This window comes from Methylophilaceae bacterium, from assembly GCA_018398995.1.
GTDB lineage: Bacteria > Pseudomonadota > Gammaproteobacteria > Burkholderiales > Methylophilaceae.
Genome location: CP073759.1, coordinates 463,153 through 478,777, shown reverse-complemented (window position 1 = coordinate 478,777; position 15,625 = coordinate 463,153). Strand labels below are relative to the sequence as shown.

Here is a 15,625-nt window from a genome sequence, read left to right as displayed (position 1 = left end):
TATTGTTTGCCGGAATGTTAGCCGCTAACCACCTGACCTAGCTTGAAGATTGGTAGGTATAGGGCAACGACTAAACTACCTATCAAGACGCCTAATACAACCATAATAATCGGCTCCATTAGACTGGATAAGCCTGCAACAGCATCATCTACTTCACCTTCATAAAAATCAGCGACTTTGCTTAACATGCTATCTAAAGCCCCAGATTCTTCACCAATAGCAGTCATTTGCAACATCATATTTGGAAAAACATCTGCATTTTGAATGGCGACCGTTAAACTGGTGCCTGTGCTAATTTCACTCTGTATTTTTTTAGTAGCGTCGTAATAAACACGATTACCAGACGCGCCTGCAACAGAATCCAGCGCTTCTACTAATGGCACGCCTGCAGTAAACATCGTTGCTAGCGTTCTGGCAAATCTAGCAAGTGTTGCCTTGCGTATGACTTCACCAAAAATAGGTAGCTTCAAAAGGAGTCTATCCATGGTTGCTTGCATTTTTTCTGAGCGCTTCCAAGTATAGAAAAAGAACCATAAACTAGAACCAATAGTGCCAAAAATTGCCCACCAGTAACTGACAAAAAAATCAGAGATTGCCATGACAAGTAGTGTTGGGCCAGGTAAATCTGCACCAAAGCCAGAAAAGAGTTCTTTAAATGCGGGGACCACAAAAATCATAATGACGGTCGTAATCACAAAAGCAACGATAATGATAGAAATAGGGTACATCAGTGCTGATTTGATTTTGCGTTTAATAGCAAGAATTTTTTCTTTATAGCTTGCTAAACGATCCAGTAACGTATCAAGAATACCCGCTTTTTCACCTGCACCGACTAAATTACAGAATAGATGATCAAAATGTAATGGATACTTACGGAATGCAGCGCTCAAGCTACTGCCTGTTTCTACATCGGCTTTGATACTTGCTAATAATTTTGAAACGGCTGGATTGCTATGCCCTCTACCAACAATATCAAAAGCTTGCAATAGTGGAACGCCAGATTTCATCATGGTCGCTAATTGACGAGTAAACAAAGTGACATCCTTTTCGGAGACTTTACCGTCCTGAGATAGGCCACTTTTCTTTTTAACTTTCGTCGCGCTAATACCTTGTCTTCTCAGTGTGGCTTTAACAAAAGAATCACCGTTAGAGCGCATTTCTCCCTTGATGACTTTGCCCTTTTTGTCTTTACCTTCCCAGAGGTAGACGGCTTGTTTGCTGGTGCTTGCGGCCATGTTGTATCCTTAATTAATCCTTATTCGTTGGTACAAGCTTCTACTTCACTGATAGAAGTAAGACCTTGGATGACTTTTAAAATGCCTGACCTTCTTAAGTCATGAATCCCTTCTTTTGCAGCTTGATGCGCAATATCAATCGCATTGCCGTTATCCATAATAATGCGTGCAATCGCCTCAGTGACTGGCATGACTTGATAGATGCCTACACGGCCTTTATAACCACCGTTACAAAGTTCACATCCACCTTCTTTTGGGCCATATAGTTGAAATGGCGTATCAAAATCTGACTCAATAAAGCCCACTTTTAATAGTGCTTCCTTAGGGACATTGATTGGCACTTTACAACTTTTACATAAACGTCTAGCTAAGCGTTGTGCCGTAATCAGGGACACTGCAGACGCAATGTTAAATGGCGCTACTCCCATATTCATTAAACGTGTGAGCGTTGACGGTGCATCGTTCGTGTGCAGTGTGGAGAGTACCATATGGCCAGTTGAAGCTGCTTTAATGGCCATATCTGCTGTTTCTAGATCACGAATCTCACCAATCATAATAATGTCTGGGGCTTGTCTTAAAAATGCTTTTAGTGCGGCGGCAAAGGTTAGGCCTTGCTTTTCGTTAACGTTAACCTGGTTAATCCCAGCTAATGGAATTTCTGCTGGATCTTCTGCTGTAGAAATATTAACCCCAGGATTGTTTAGAATATTAAGGCAGGTATAAAGTGAAACAGTTTTGCCTGATCCAGTAGGGCCCGTCACAAGCACCAAGCCATAAGGACGACTGATGGCATCCATTAATACTTTTTGTTGTTCAGGCTCATAGCCTAGCGCTTCAATGCCTAATGTTGCGCTAGTGGGGTCTAATATCCGCATGACAATTTTTTCACCGTGAATCAGGGGTATCGTGCTTACCCGAAAATCAATAGTGCGCGACTTTGATAAAATTAACTTCATGCGGCCATCTTGGGGAATTCTTTTCTCAGAAATGTCTAAGTTTGAGATTACTTTAATGCGTGAGGCTAATTAATCTTTAATGGCTAAAGGTGGTTGGGCAATATCCCGTAATTCACCATCGACACGGAAACGAATACGATAAAACTTTTCGTAAGGCTCGAAGTGTAAATCAGATGCACCAATTTTAATGGCATCTAAAAGCATTTTTTGGATAAATTTAACTATAGGTGCATCATCTACTTCTTGCGTATTCTCTTTTTCATTCGCTTCATCAACAGCAGCGCCCATTTCGAACTCAAAATCACCCTCTATTTCTAATGCACTTAAGGTGTTGTCTTTGGTTTCGGCAATGCGCTCTATCCATCTGCCTAATTTGTCATCTTCAACAATAACAGGCGATAACTTCATCCCCATTTGGAAACGCACACTATCTAAAGCATGAAGCATGGTAGGATCTGATACACCAACAAATAGAATATTGTTTCGGGCTTGCAGACCGATAACACGATTACTTTGCATCAGCTTGATATCGATGGCTTTAGATGGTAAGTAATCAGGGTCAAGGGCATCTAAATTAAAATAGGGGAAGCCGAACGCTTGAGAGGAGATTGATGCAATTTTTTCTGCTGACAGTTTTTTGCTTGAGACTATTTGTGTAATGAATGGAATCTTCGCAGCATCTGCTTGCGATTGCAGTCGGGTGGCATCCTCTTCTGATAGCTGATTTTCTTTAATCAACATGCGTGCCAAGCTACTCAATTTTGTCGTCTCTATTACTGTCGCCATATTATGCGCTTCTTTTTATCCAATTGATCATATATTGTATCTAAATTATTGAAGTGAAACTATATTTTCATAATACTGATCATGCATGTTACACCTTTATTTGTAAAGCGAAAACAGAGCGCTAAAGGTGGTTGAATTCAACTTTTGATGATTGATGCATATACTATCACCCTATTCAATCTAAGCCCGAGCAAATGATATTACGCTTGGCGAAAAAAAGCCCAATATAATCAAGGTCTTTTAGTAATATTGAGCATATTTTTTACATCTGATTGATAATCTCATCGCCAAACTCAGCAGTAGTCACTTTTGTAGCGCCATCCATTTGTGATGCGAAATCAGCGGTTACACGTTTAGACTGAATTGCTTTAGCAACACCCGACATAATTAAGTCCGCTGCTTCTATCCAGCCCATGTGACGCAACATCATTTCTGCCGATAGAATCAATGAACTCGGGTTGGCAATGTTTTTGCCAGCAATATTCGGCGCTGTACCATGTGTCGCTTCAAACATTGCCGTGCTATCACTCAAATTTGCACCTGGCGCAATGCCAATACCACCAACTTGTGCGGCAAGCGCGTCACTCATATAATCGCCGTTTAGGTTTAAAGCAGCAACCACATCATAATCGCTTGGATGTAATAAAATTTCTTGCAAAAAGGCGTCTGCAATACAGTCTTTAATCACAATCCCATTAGGCAGTTTGCACCATGGTCCATTGCCAATTTCAACCGCACCAAACTCTTCTTTTGCTAAGGCGTAACCCCAGTCTCTAAAGCCACCTTCAGTGAATTTCATAATATTACCTTTGTGGGTAATGGTGACTGATTTTCGGTTATTATCGATAGCATACTGAATTGCTTTTCGAATCAAACGCTTACTGCCATCTAATGACACTGGTTTGATGCCAATTGCTGATGATTCAGGGAAGCGAATTTTTTTACGCATACCCATGTCGCTTAAGAATTGAATGACTTTTTTCACTTCGTCCGTGCCTGCAGCCCATTCAATACCTGCATAAATATCTTCAGTATTTTCACGGAAAATCACCATATCTGTTTTTTCTGGATGCTTAAGGGGGCTAGGTACGCCAGTGAAATATTGGATAGGACGCAGGCAAACAAATAAATCTAACTCTTGACGTAGCGCAACATTGAGTGACCGTATACCGCCGCCAATTGGTGTTGTTAATGGCCCTTTAATTGAGATGACATAGTCTTTTAGTGCGGCCATTGTTTCAGCAGAAAGCCAGGTATCTTCATCATAGATTTGGGTGGATTTTTCGCCGGCATACACTTCCATCCAAGCAATTTTTCTTTTCTTGCCATACGCTTTTTTAACCGCTTCATCAACCACTTTAATCATCGGTGGCGTAATATCAACGCCAATGCCATCACCTTCAATAAATGCGATAATGGGGGTGTCAGGTACAATAAGTTGATGATGCTCATCAACGGTAATTTTTTCGCCAGTACTTGGAATTTTAATTTTTGATGCCATTGCGCTTTCCTAATAATGATAATTTTGTTTAATAAGCCTTTTAATGTTGTTTGCCAATTTAGCCCGCACGATAAACATTTAACATTAAAACACTTTATTACTATTCCGAATGTATATGCGGCTGGCCGACTAGATACAGATTCGGAAGGTTTACTTATTTTAACCGATGATGGTGAATTACAACATCGTTTAAGCCATCCAAAATACAAACAAACAAAAATCTATTGGGCACAAGTTGAAGGAAGCCCAACAATGATGGATTTGCAATCACTGCTAATCGGGGTTGATTTGGGCGATTTTGTTACACAGCCTGCGCAAATTCGTATCATGGATGCCGCCCCCAATATATGGGAAAGAGTCCCGCCAATACGAGAAAGAAAAGCAATCCCAACCACTTGGCTGGAAATTAAAATTGCAGAAGGCAAAAATAGACAAGTACGAAGAATGACAGCTAAAGTCGGGTTCCCGACGTTGCGACTTATTCGATATGCAATTGGCGATTATACGGTCGATAATATTGCCCTAGGCGCATATCAGATTATTGATAGATGAAGAGCGAGAAGAGAAGAGATGACGGCAGCATGAATGCAGCAATCAAGAACCCTATTCAGCGCAATGTGGTGTCCCATTTGGACAGTAATTTATACGCTTAACTATGCTAAAATCCACATGGTTAAGATTAGCTCAATTTTTTAAAGTGTAGATGATATGTCTGGTAATACAATAGGTACTTTATTCACACTCACGTCATTTGGTGAGTCTCATGGCCCAGCGATTGGAGGCGTCATTGATGGCTGCCCGCCAGGGCTACCAATCTGTGCTGAAGATCTGCAGCTTGATTTGGACCGTCGCAAACCAGGCACTTCAAGACATGTTACCCAGCGTAAAGAGGATGATTTGGTTGAAATTTTATCTGGCGTGTTTGAAGGAAAAACGACTGGCGCACCCATTGGTTTGTTAATTCGCAATACCGATCAACGCAGTCAAGATTATAGCAAAATCAAAGATACGTTTCGTCCAGGACATGCCGATTATACCTATACGCAAAAATATGGGGTGCGTGACTACCGTGGTGGCGGACGATCCAGTGCGCGTGAAACGGCAGTGCGTGTAGCGGCAGGGGCTGTTGCAAAAAAATGGCTTAACACACAATTTGGTATTCACATTCGTGGTTATATGCGTCAGCTTGGTGAAATTGAAATTCCATTTCAATCTTGGGACTACGTGAATGAAAATCCATTTTTTTCGCCGAATATTGATGTGTTACCACAGCTAGAAAGCTATTTAGATACCATCAGAGCTGAGCGTGATTCTGTTGGTGCGCGTATTAGTATCGTTGCGGAGGGTGTGCCTGTTGGTTGGGGTGAGCCCGTTTTTGATCGGTTAGATGCTGATATTGCGCATGCAATGATGAGTATTAATGCGGTTAAAGGTGTGGAAATAGGCGCAGGTTTTGCCAGTGTTGCTCAGCGTGGTAGCGTGCACTCAGATGAAATGACCGCAGGTGGATTCTTAAGCAATCATGCCGGCGGTATTTTAGGTGGCATTGCTACGGGGCAAGCGATTGAAGTGAATATTGCACTGAAACCCACTTCTAGTATTCCACAAGCCCGTCGCTCTATTGATGTTGATGGCAATGATATCACCATGCAAACCACAGGGCGGCATGACCCTTGCGTGGGCGTGCGTGCAACGCCAATTGCAGAAGCGATGTTGGCTATGGTGTTGATGGATCACGCCCTGCGTCATCGCGCACAGAATGCGAATGTGGCTTGCACAACGCCTACAATCTAATGTCTCAATTTAATCATCATCGTATTTAACGCTTGAGTCATACCTTACATAAAAACCTTTCCCATTTTTATTTTGTTTACTACTTCTTTGTTGGCGTATTTGTCCCTTACTGGGCCTTATATTTACAGTCTGAGCGGTTTTCCCCAGTAGAAATTGGCGTTTTAATGTCTATATTTCAAATTACGCGCATCTTTGCACCCAACTTTTGGGGTTGGCTTGCCGATCACACTGCAAAGCGCGCGATTTGGATTCGGCTCAATGCAGTGTTAGGAGTGATCGGGTTCCTTGCCGTATTTTGGACAGAAGGATTTTGGTCTATGCTATTTGTGATGGGTGCGTTAAGCTTGTTTACTAGTTCAATCATGCCGCTTTCTGAGTCACTAACACTTGCGCATTTGGCTAATACAAAAGGACATTACAGTCGCATACGCATGTGGGGGTCAGTTGGCTTTATTGCGGCCTCTATTGTTTTGGGATATTTAATTGATTGGGCGGGTATTTCAAATTTGTTATGGGCAATAGTCGTTGTGCAAATTACCTTGTTTCTACTGACATTCAGTTTAACAGAGGTGAATATCGCACCACACCATACCGACCATTTTTCAGTCTGGAAGATTTTACGAAAACCCGCAGTCATCGCTTTACTGTTTGGTTGCGCATTAATGGTGACCGCGCATGGTGTTCTTTATAATTTTTATTCTATTTATTTAGCCGATCACGGATACAGCAAAGGCATGATAGGTTGGTTATGGGCGGTAGGCGTTATCTGTGAGATTATGGTGTTTATGTATATGCCAGTCATCATGCGCCACTTTAGTCTCAAAGCAATCATGTTAGTCAGCTTGGGCTTGGCTGTCATTCGCTTTGTCATGATAGGCGTTGCGGTCGATCATCTGATTTTGTTGTTGATTGCACAAAGTTTACATGCAGCAACTTTTGGGAGTTTTCATGCGGCAACCATTGAAGTCGTTGCGAAATTTTTTAATGGCAGACACCAAGCAAAAGGACAGGCTATTTACAATAGTGTGACTTATGGCCTTGGCGGCGCTATTGGTGGCATCGCCGGTGGTTATGCCTTGCAAGGATTAGGCGGTGAACTGACTTTCTTGTTAGCTGCGGCATTCCCACTCATTGGTTTTGTTGTGATAGCATTTGGCCTGAAGCTAGTAACAACACATGGCGATACGGGCATGTTTAGTTCGCGCACATAAAACAGGAGGCTGTATGCAAAAGATAAGACTAGCATTATTGCTCATTAGTTTATGTGTCACTACCCAAGCGTTGTCAGCGGTGCAAGTTAATGTGGTTGGCTTATTTACCAATAAGGTCATTGTGATGATTAACGGTAATGGCCCGTATAGTCTAGCAGCAGGCCAAACAAAGAATGGGGTTACATTAGTATCTGCAGATAGTAATACAGCGCACTTTCTTGTTGAAGGAAAGCGTCAAGTATTAGGCATGGGTCAAGCCGTCTCGGTTGGTACTAGCGCTGCAACAGCAGATGGCACAGTCAATACGCCAGTTAATCTATATGCCGATAGCGAAGGGCATTTTTTTGGTCAATTGGTCATTAATGGCGTCACACTTAAGTATCTTGTCGACACCGGTGCAACCAGTGTGGCAATGAATAGTGGGGATGCGAAATATGCCAAGATTGATTATCAACAAGGAAAAAAAATACAAGTATCAACCCCTAATGGCATCACTTCAGCACATTTGCTGAAATTAAATACCATAAAGATAGGGACGATTGTCTTACACAATATCGACGTGACTGTGCTAGATGGCGGTTCGCCGCCATTTGTGTTATTGGGTATGTCGGCACAAAATAGATTGGATATGAAGCGTCAGGGTGCCGTCTTGACCATGACAAAAAAATATTAAGATTGCACTTGATTAAGCCAATAAAAACGGGCAACTGCCCGTTTTTTATTATTGCCATTTATTAATAATATAACAATCAAGCTACACTTTAATGCTTTTTGCTGAAACGCTTAACTTAAATAGCTAATGGCTAAGTTGACAAAAGTGAGCACTGTTACAATAAAAAGAATGGCACCAATAACCCCTGCAATAATGATTTGTCTCGGTTTTATTTTGGCAATGTCATTCTCATAGCCTTTTTGACCTCTTACACCAATCATGCTCCACATGACGGCCTTAATTACTTGAAAAGTAGACGCTGTTTGTTGCTCATTCATTTCATTTTGCATGCGGCGATTCCTATTAGATATCAATGATGATTATTGAGCGCGTTTATCATGCTCAATAAGCGCATAAGCAGAATGATTGTGAATGGATTCAAAGTTTTCACTTTCAACAATATAGGCATCAATACGTTTTTCTTTGTTGAGCGCAGAAGCAACATCACGCACCATATCTTCCACAAACTTAGGATTATCGTATGCTTTTTCAGTGACATATTTTTCATCTGGACGTTTTAATAAGCCATACAGTTCACATGATGCTTGCTTTTCAACCAACGCAATAATATCTTCTATCCAGATAAAGTCATTAATTTTGGCCGTAACAGTAACGTGTGAACGTTGATTGTGTGCGCCGTAGTCAGATATTTTTTTACTGCAAGGACATAAACTGGTAACAGGCACCAATACTTTCACTGTGATACTAAACTGCTCATCTTTAATTTCACCAATAAAAGTCACATCGTAATCTAGCAAGCTATTAACGCCTGAAATAGGCGCCGCTTTATTAACGAAATAAGGGAAACGCATTTCAACATACCCAGAGTTTGCCTCAAGACGATGTACCATTTCTCTTAAAATTGTTTCAAATGATTCAATGGATATCGCGCGCTCGTTGGTATTCAGAATCTCAACAAAGCGCGACATGTGAGTGCCTTTGAAGTTATGCGGCAAATGGACATACATATCAAACACTGCAACAGTATTTTGTTCGCCGCCGTGTTTGTCTTTAACAACAACAGGGTGACGAATCGATTTGATACCAACTTTATTAATGTCTAAATGGCGGACATCAGGCGTATTTTGAACATCTTCTATGCCTTCTAACGTATTATTCGGTAAATTAGGTTGATTCATAACAGAGACTATTCTCCAAAGTTAAGCATTGATTAATGCAATAATTAAAAATTTTACGCGTTTAGGCTTAAGTGTAAATGATTATTCTGCTTACTCAAACCACATTATGAGGATGGTTAAATGCGCGATAGTTTGTTTTTGATGGCGTTGCAAATACCTGTACTATCTAGACCGCATTGTGCCAACATAGTTTCATGTACACCATGCTCGATAAACGTGTCTGGCAGACCCAGACTAAGGGTCGCAGTGGTTAAGTTAAGTGATTGCATTGCTTCCATAACAGCCGAACCTGCACCACCCATTAAGCTGTTTTCTTCTACAGTCACAACAAGGTCATGCGTTGTTGCCATTGCTTCAATTATTGTAAGGTCCAGCGGTTTAATAAAACGCATATTGACAACACTCGCATTGATTGCTTGTGCCGCTTCTACACTGGGCGCAACCATACTACCAAATGCCAATATTGCCACTTTTTTACCGTCGGTAATCGTTGTTTTTTGGATGACCTCAGCTTTACCGATGGTTAACGGCACTAGCGAATGAATAATCGTGGCTCCGCTGCCAGAACCACGTGGATAACGAACTGCTGCAGGACCGATATGATGATAACCAGTTGACAGCATTTGTCGGCATTCATTTTCATCACTAGCCGCCATAATCACCATGTTGGGAATGCAGCGCAAATAGGTTAAATCAAAGCTACCCGCATGGGTTGGGCCATCAGCACCAACCAAGCCTGCTCTATCAATGGCGAGTAAAATATCTAAATCTTGCAAGGCGATATCATGAATGAGCTGATCATAGGCTCTTTGTAAAAAAGTACTATAAATAGCAATGACGGGTTTTAAGCCGTCGCAAGCCATGCCAGCTGCAAAAGTGAGTGCGTGCTGTTCTGCAATACCAACATCAAAATAACGCTCAGGATATTTATCGGCAAACGCGTTTAAACCACTGCCATCACACATGGCAGGCGTAATGGCGACAAGCTTATTATCACTATCAGCCATATCAACCAACCAATCAGAAAACACCTGTGTATAGGTTTTTTGATGACTTTTTGCATGTGCAAAGCCGTTGCTACGGTCAAATTTATTGACGCCATGATATTTGTTTGGATCGTCCTCCGCAGGCTCAAATCCTTTGCCTTTTTGCGTCACAATATGCAAAAACTGCATGCCTTCTAGTGCGCGAATATTACTCAACGTGTCCACTAATGTATCCATATCATGCCCGTCAATCGGACCGATATAATTAAAGCCCAGTTCTTCAAAGAGGGTTCCACCGGGCGACACCATGCCTTTGGCGTGTTCCTCTGCGCGACGGGCAAACTCTTTTACTGGCGGCACAATATCCAACACTTTTTTACCTTGTTTGCGCACGCTGTCATAAAAGCGTCCCGATAGTAATTTAGCTAAGTAGTTATTAAGCGCCCCCACATTTTTAGAGATGCTCATATCATTATCATTCAAGATAACCAGTAAATTGGCTTGTGTCTCGCCGGCATTATTCAATGCTTCAAAGGCCATCCCAGCTGTCATGGCGCCATCGCCAATAATCGCGACACTATGCCGATCTAATCCGGTTTGTTTTGCCGCAACCGCCATACCCAACGCAGCAGAAATAGAGGTGCTTGAGTGACCAGTGCCAAAAGTATCATATTCACTTTCAGACTTTCTCGGAAAGCCAGCAATGCCATTTGGTTGGCGTAAAGAAGCCATCTCTTCACGGCGGCCAGTTAAAATTTTATGCGGATAGGTTTGATGGCCTACATCCCATACTAATCGATCTTCTGGTGTATTAAATACATAATGTAGCGCTATGGTCAGTTCGACTACACCTAAATTAGAGGCTAAATGCCCCCCAGTTTTTGACACGCTATCAATCAAAAATAGACGTAACTCTTCTGCCAAGCTTTTTAGTTGGTTACGGTCTAGGTGACGTAAGTCAGTGGGGGAATCAATGGAAGAAAGTAGTGGCGTTGTCATATGATGGCATCTGCATTAGAAGCTGCGTTGTTTAATAAACTGAGCTAAATGTCGTAATAAATCGGCTTCTTGGCCATAACTGGATAATGCATTTATCGCATGATGATGCAGCTCTGCGGCTAATTGTTTTGCTTTACTCAATCCTAATAAAGTGACATAAGTTGATTTATTAGCTTGGGCATCTTTACCTGCCGTTTTACCCAATGTTTGTGTATCTGCTTCCGCATCTAAAATATCATCTACAACTTGAAACGCTAAACCAATTGATTTGGAAAAGTGATCAACCGCATGCAGTTTATCGGCATTTTCTTCTGCACTGCAATAAGCGCCCATCAAGGTTGCCGCATGAATTAAGGCGCCTGTTTTATGTAAATGCATGACTTCTAATTCGGCTTGTGAGACTAATAAACCAGTGTTTTCTAAATCAATTGCTTGCCCACCAGCCATGCCTCTAGAACCCGTTGCAATAGCCAAAGTCTGCACCATTTTGATTTTATACCCATCTTCAATATGGTTACATTGTGCAATTAATTGAAATGCTAAACTTTGCAGCGCATCACCAACCAATAATGCCGTGGCATCATCATATTGTTTATGTGTAGATGGTTTACCACGACGCAAATCATCATCATCCATACAGGGCATGTCATCGTGCACGAGAGAGAAGGCGTGGATCAGCTCAACAGCACCCGCTGCCACATCGGCTTTTGTAATATCAGCATTACAAAATTCAGCAGCGGCATAAGCAAGCAATGCGCGCACACGCTTGCCACCACCCAAGGTGGCATATCGCATGGCTTCGTGTAAACGTTGCGGAATAATGGTGGCGGCAGGTAAGTGTTGCGCCAAGACGGCTTCGGTTCGCAACTGCATATCAGCCAACCATTGCGTAAATGCTTGGTTTTCCATTGGAGCGATGATTGGACTTGTCATGCGTTTGATTTATTCTTTTTCTGGATTAAACGACACAAGTTGGTTGTCTTCAGAAACTAGCCGTATTTGCTGCTCTGCATCAGCCAACGATTGTTGGCAAATTTTTACTAATGCTGCACCGCGTTTATAGGCATCTAGCGCTTGCGCTAGCGGTAAATTATCCGACTCCATTTGACGGACGATATTTTCCAGCGCTGCAATGGCCTCTTCAAAGTTTGGCGTTGTATCAGAATTCTTTTTTGACATGTCAGCGTGTTTGTTTTGTGTCGTTATTTGAGGCCATTATTTGGCGCTATTAACAGAGCCGTTATTTTAACAAAAATTCACTATCACTTGCGGCTTTTCACACATCTCTATGCATCACCCTTAGTAAAAAGGCACGAATATCGTTAATCTCCTCTATTGAGAGACTATGCGCCATATCATATTCATGCCACTCCACTGGATAATGTTCCGCTTCCAATAGCGATAATGAAACGCGACTAGTCTCAATACGAATCACATCATCGGCGGTGCCATGTGCCATCAAGATGGGCGTTTGTTGGTTTTGTGGTGATTTTTGTGCAGGGAAATGTGATTGCAACGGCAAATAAGTAGATAGTGCAATCACCCCCGCAAGGGGCTGCTGATAACGTAAAGCGGTATGTAACGCGATTGCACCGCCTTGCGAAAACCCTGCAATCACCATCTGATGGCTAGGCATCCCTTTATCCAATTCAGCTTGAATCAGTTGCTCAATATTGCGCTGCGTTTCAGCAATACCGGCTACATCTTCAGGACTGCCCAATGTTAAGCCAAATAAATCATACCAAGCGCGCATTTCATAGTCACCATTAATGGTCACTTTTCGGAAGGGTGCATGCGGTAAAATAAATCTTAACTCAGGTAAATTGAGCATCTCAACTACCGGCGCAAAATCATTGCCATCTGCACCTAAACCATGTAACCAAATCACGCTGCCAATAGGGTTGGAGGTGCCGCATATTTCAATTGCTTGTTCGTTCATACGCTCGCTTTCATGATGGTGTATGTTTTAATCGGTATACGCTAGTGCTAGAAGTGCTATCTATGTCCGTCACTGCGATTCATCATCGCCTTTAATAGTGATCAATCCAAATCCCTATCCCAACGCATGAAATGATTCAAATCCAATGAAGGGTGTTAAAATAATGAGCACTTTTACCTTAAACACTGTGTAGTGAATATTAATAATTATTAAAGATGATAACCCTATGGTGCAAGCAGGCGCAAACAATCATTTAGGACTAAGCAAAGAACGGCTACAGCACTTAGTGCCATTATCAACGTTGTCGCCAGCTGGTCTAGCAACCTTAGCCAGTGTGCTAGAAATAGAACAAATCAATAGAGGTGTCGATCCGACACGGCAGGGCCGGAGTATGCAAGTGTTTTATTTGCTTGCAGGCGATTTAGGTGTGCGTTATCACAATGGTAAAAAAGTCATCGTGCGTGCAGGAAGTGCGGCGGCCAGACACCCCATCAATACCGATCGTCTTGGTATCAAAGACACCATCGCCCTCACTGCAATTGAAATTGTGCGCATTGATTTAGATGTGTTAACTGTCAGTCAAACATGGGATCAAATGGTCAAACTCACCAATCGGATGCATGGCCAATTAAAAGAAGTATTACAGCGTGTTGTCTTCGAGCAGCGTCAATGGTAGTTATTATAATCTGCAACTTATTGTAGATTGGCACAGTTTGTCTGTCGGCATGACTAGTGGTGATGATAATAGGCAATATTTTGATGCATCTAGCTGTTGCACATGGCGTGATGCAGCGGCTACCCCAATCGATTCACAATCACATCCATGATCATCATTGCGATAACAAAATCTTTTTTAAAAACAAATATTTTTACCGTCCTATTTGTATTGGCATCATGATGCTCATCCTGCGAGAAATAAAAAAGCCCTTGAAAAAATCAAGGGCTTTTATTTAATATCGCATACCTAACATAGGTTAATCGATAGCAAAAAAGTTGTTATTGTAGTAGTAATCTACAGGTGCCACTACCGCCTTGACATATTATATTTCTCCTTAGAGCAGTATTGCCGCGAGCTACAGGAATAAATGTTATCGGAGCATCACCGGTATATTGAGCAATTGTTAGGGTTGGAGCGGTTGCACATGAATTGGCTGTGTTTGCAGGTGGTGCAATTGGAGCACGGTTATCAGCTGCGTCGGCTACTGCAGTATTCATGTAAGCTTTAGCTACTGATAAACAAGCACCGTTTGCAGCACGCTGGGTATAGTCACGATAAGCAGGTAGCGCAACAGCCGCCAAAATACCAATAATAGCAACGACAATCATTAATTCGATTAAGGTAAAGCCTTTTTGTGTTTGATGCATTTTTTTTCCTTTTAGTAAACATGGTTAATCAATGTTGGTTATTAAATCTGCTATTCACAATCAAAATCTATACAGTGAATAACAGTAATTCCAAACTATAATCAGCAAGGCCTATGCCAAGTAATACATTTTATTGTTAAGTGCTTGATAATAAACAATATTAAATATTTTTGGATAAAAATGGAGGCTGTAGGTTATGCTTCAAAGCAATAAAAAAGCGGGGAAAACCCCCCGCTTTTTGGCACACAGAGTGACAATTTTTGTCACTCTGTGAATTGTAATTGATGGGTGGTTACCAAAATTGCCACCAAGGCTTCTGTTTAGCTGCTGGTGCGGTTTTGGTTGTTGCGCCTTTAGTTGGCACGCTAGGGTAAGTAGCGTTGGAAGTTGCGCGAGCTTCTGTGCCTGTTACTTTGAGTTTTCAATCACCTTTTTCAAGTGTTGATTACCTGGTACATAGGTTTCATTAATAAATTGAATGGCAGCCGCCTCGTCTTGTCCATCAGGAATAGGTGGGTTATTTGGATAGAAACGATAAAAGCGATGGAAAAAACGCACTTCACTTTCACCCGCATTGGGGCCTTTGCTAACAGAAATATAAGGATTGTAATTGCTGGCTGGAACACCTTCAATCACTTCAAATTTAATTTTCATCCCTGCATCGTCAACATCGCTGATTTTTTCTTTTATTTTGCCGCCGTTTTTAAGGTTTAAGGTTCGAATAATCTCTGAGCCTTTTTTTTCTACAGTGATGTTTTTAACCGTTGGAAGCCATTTTTGCGCATTTTCATAATCTTTAACCATTTCCCATACTTTTGCAGGCTCTGCTTTAATGATAACTTTTTCGTCTATTTTTTGTGGTGTTGGGCCGTGGGCGGCCGCGGTTATTGAAAATACAGACAATGCGATTAATGCTAAAAACTTCTTCATGTATGGTCTCCCAAAGTTAGTGTAAATTTATCTAAAAATAGATCGTCATTTATTATAAATGACTTCGATGTT

The 15,625-nt window shown here is 41.7% G+C and carries 15 protein-coding genes and 1 pseudogene; 5 read left to right on the top strand and 11 right to left on the bottom strand.

Annotated features, from left to right (window positions below; translation table 11 throughout):
• Positions 1–17 precede the first annotated feature (17 nt).
• The 3 genes and pseudogenes from KFB94_02415 to icd all read right to left on the bottom strand — a co-directional run bounded on the left by KFB94_02415 (position 18) and on the right by icd (position 4,478).
• Entirely contained in the window at positions 18–1,235 is a 1,218-nt protein-coding gene (locus tag KFB94_02415) for a type II secretion system F family protein (protein ID QVL45983.1), read from the bottom strand.
• A 20-nt stretch (positions 1,236–1,255) separates the two neighbouring features.
• Positions 1,256–2,977: pseudogene (gene pilB, locus KFB94_02410) on the bottom strand (type IV-A pilus assembly ATPase PilB).
• A gap of 262 nt (positions 2,978–3,239) precedes the next feature.
• A complete protein-coding gene (gene icd, locus KFB94_02405; GenBank protein QVL45982.1) occupies positions 3,240–4,478 on the bottom strand; it encodes an NADP-dependent isocitrate dehydrogenase in 1,239 nt (412 codons plus the stop codon).
• Between the two features lie 15 nt (positions 4,479–4,493).
• On the opposite strand from icd, the gene KFB94_02400 reads away from it, so the two are divergent.
• From KFB94_02400 to KFB94_02385, 4 genes are all read left to right on the top strand, one after another.
• Entirely contained in the window at positions 4,494–5,030 is a 537-nt protein-coding gene (locus KFB94_02400; protein QVL45981.1) for a pseudouridine synthase, read from the top strand.
• A gap of 156 nt (positions 5,031–5,186) precedes the next feature.
• Positions 5,187–6,272, top strand: a complete 1,086-nt coding sequence (gene aroC / locus KFB94_02395) for a chorismate synthase (protein QVL45980.1) — start codon at positions 5,187–5,189, stop codon at positions 6,270–6,272.
• Positions 6,273–6,304: 32 nt separating this feature from the next.
• A complete protein-coding gene (locus tag KFB94_02390; protein QVL45979.1) occupies positions 6,305–7,483 on the top strand; it encodes an MFS transporter in 1,179 nt (392 codons plus the stop codon).
• A gap of 13 nt (positions 7,484–7,496) precedes the next feature.
• On the top strand, positions 7,497–8,156 hold the full coding sequence (locus KFB94_02385; GenBank protein QVL45978.1) for a TIGR02281 family clan AA aspartic protease: 660 nt from the start codon (positions 7,497–7,499) through the stop codon (positions 8,154–8,156).
• A gap of 110 nt (positions 8,157–8,266) precedes the next feature.
• On the opposite strand, the gene KFB94_02380 is transcribed toward KFB94_02385, so the two are convergent.
• From KFB94_02380 to KFB94_02355, 6 genes are all read right to left on the bottom strand, one after another.
• Positions 8,267–8,485 carry a DUF2970 domain-containing protein gene (locus KFB94_02380; GenBank protein ID QVL45977.1) on the bottom strand — a complete coding sequence of 73 codons (219 nt, stop codon included), beginning with the start codon at positions 8,483–8,485 and terminating at the stop codon, positions 8,267–8,269.
• A gap of 30 nt (positions 8,486–8,515) precedes the next feature.
• Entirely contained in the window at positions 8,516–9,334 is an 819-nt protein-coding gene (locus KFB94_02375) for a GTP cyclohydrolase I FolE2 (protein QVL45976.1), read from the bottom strand.
• 116 nt (positions 9,335–9,450) lie between these two features.
• Complete coding sequence (dxs, locus tag KFB94_02370; GenBank protein QVL45975.1) at positions 9,451–11,319, bottom strand: 1-deoxy-D-xylulose-5-phosphate synthase; 1,869 nt, start codon at positions 11,317–11,319, stop codon at positions 9,451–9,453.
• 15 nt (positions 11,320–11,334) lie between these two features.
• Positions 11,335–12,228 (bottom strand): polyprenyl synthetase family protein, encoded by an 894-nt coding sequence (locus tag KFB94_02365; GenBank protein ID QVL46539.1) that lies wholly within the window; start codon positions 12,226–12,228, stop codon positions 11,335–11,337.
• Between the two features lie 33 nt (positions 12,229–12,261).
• Positions 12,262–12,498 (bottom strand): exodeoxyribonuclease VII small subunit, encoded by a 237-nt coding sequence (gene xseB / locus KFB94_02360; GenBank protein QVL45974.1) that lies wholly within the window; start codon positions 12,496–12,498, stop codon positions 12,262–12,264.
• A gap of 97 nt (positions 12,499–12,595) precedes the next feature.
• Positions 12,596–13,258 (bottom strand): dienelactone hydrolase family protein, encoded by a 663-nt coding sequence (locus KFB94_02355; GenBank protein QVL45973.1) that lies wholly within the window; start codon positions 13,256–13,258, stop codon positions 12,596–12,598.
• 226 nt (positions 13,259–13,484) lie between these two features.
• On the opposite strand from KFB94_02355, the gene KFB94_02350 reads away from it, so the two are divergent.
• A complete protein-coding gene (locus KFB94_02350) occupies positions 13,485–13,934 on the top strand; it encodes a hypothetical protein (protein ID QVL45972.1) in 450 nt (149 codons plus the stop codon).
• A gap of 320 nt (positions 13,935–14,254) precedes the next feature.
• Here KFB94_02350 and KFB94_02345 read toward each other — a convergent pair whose 3' ends face one another.
• Both KFB94_02345 and KFB94_02340 read right to left on the bottom strand, forming a co-directional pair.
• The gene (locus KFB94_02345) at positions 14,255–14,623 is read right to left on the bottom strand and encodes a prepilin-type N-terminal cleavage/methylation domain-containing protein (protein QVL45971.1); all 369 of its coding nucleotides are present in this window, start codon (positions 14,621–14,623) and stop codon (positions 14,255–14,257) included.
• Between the two features lie 408 nt (positions 14,624–15,031).
• Positions 15,032–15,553, bottom strand: a complete 522-nt coding sequence (locus tag KFB94_02340; protein ID QVL45970.1) for an SRPBCC family protein — start codon at positions 15,551–15,553, stop codon at positions 15,032–15,034.
• Between the last annotated feature and the right edge of the window lie 72 nt (positions 15,554–15,625).

Excerpts from the sequence above, each read along its gene's own strand:
- KFB94_02365 (QVL46539.1), bottom strand. The coding sequence starts at position 12,228 with ATGGAAAACCAAGCATTTACGCAATGGTTGGCTGATATGCAGTTGCGA.
- KFB94_02415 (QVL45983.1), bottom strand. The coding sequence starts at position 1,235 with ATGGCCGCAAGCACCAGCAAACAAGCCGTCTACCTCTGGGAAGGTAAA.
- KFB94_02340 (QVL45970.1), bottom strand. The coding sequence starts at position 15,553 with ATGAAGAAGTTTTTAGCATTAATCGCATTGTCTGTATTTTCAATAACC.
- icd (QVL45982.1), bottom strand. The coding sequence starts at position 4,478 with ATGGCATCAAAAATTAAAATTCCAAGTACTGGCGAAAAAATTACCGTT.
- xseB (QVL45974.1), bottom strand. The coding sequence starts at position 12,498 with ATGTCAAAAAAGAATTCTGATACAACGCCAAACTTTGAAGAGGCCATT.
- KFB94_02380 (QVL45977.1), bottom strand. The coding sequence starts at position 8,485 with ATGCAAAATGAAATGAATGAGCAACAAACAGCGTCTACTTTTCAAGTA.
- KFB94_02375 (QVL45976.1), bottom strand. The coding sequence starts at position 9,334 with ATGAATCAACCTAATTTACCGAATAATACGTTAGAAGGCATAGAAGAT.
- KFB94_02350 (QVL45972.1), top strand. The coding sequence starts at position 13,485 with ATGGTGCAAGCAGGCGCAAACAATCATTTAGGACTAAGCAAAGAACGG.
- KFB94_02400 (QVL45981.1), top strand. The coding sequence starts at position 4,494 with ATGATAATTTTGTTTAATAAGCCTTTTAATGTTGTTTGCCAATTTAGC.
- aroC (QVL45980.1), top strand. The coding sequence starts at position 5,187 with ATGTCTGGTAATACAATAGGTACTTTATTCACACTCACGTCATTTGGT.
- dxs (QVL45975.1), bottom strand. The coding sequence starts at position 11,319 with ATGACAACGCCACTACTTTCTTCCATTGATTCCCCCACTGACTTACGT.
- KFB94_02345 (QVL45971.1), bottom strand. The coding sequence starts at position 14,623 with ATGCATCAAACACAAAAAGGCTTTACCTTAATCGAATTAATGATTGTC.
- KFB94_02385 (QVL45978.1), top strand. The coding sequence starts at position 7,497 with ATGCAAAAGATAAGACTAGCATTATTGCTCATTAGTTTATGTGTCACT.
- KFB94_02355 (QVL45973.1), bottom strand. The coding sequence starts at position 13,258 with ATGAACGAACAAGCAATTGAAATATGCGGCACCTCCAACCCTATTGGC.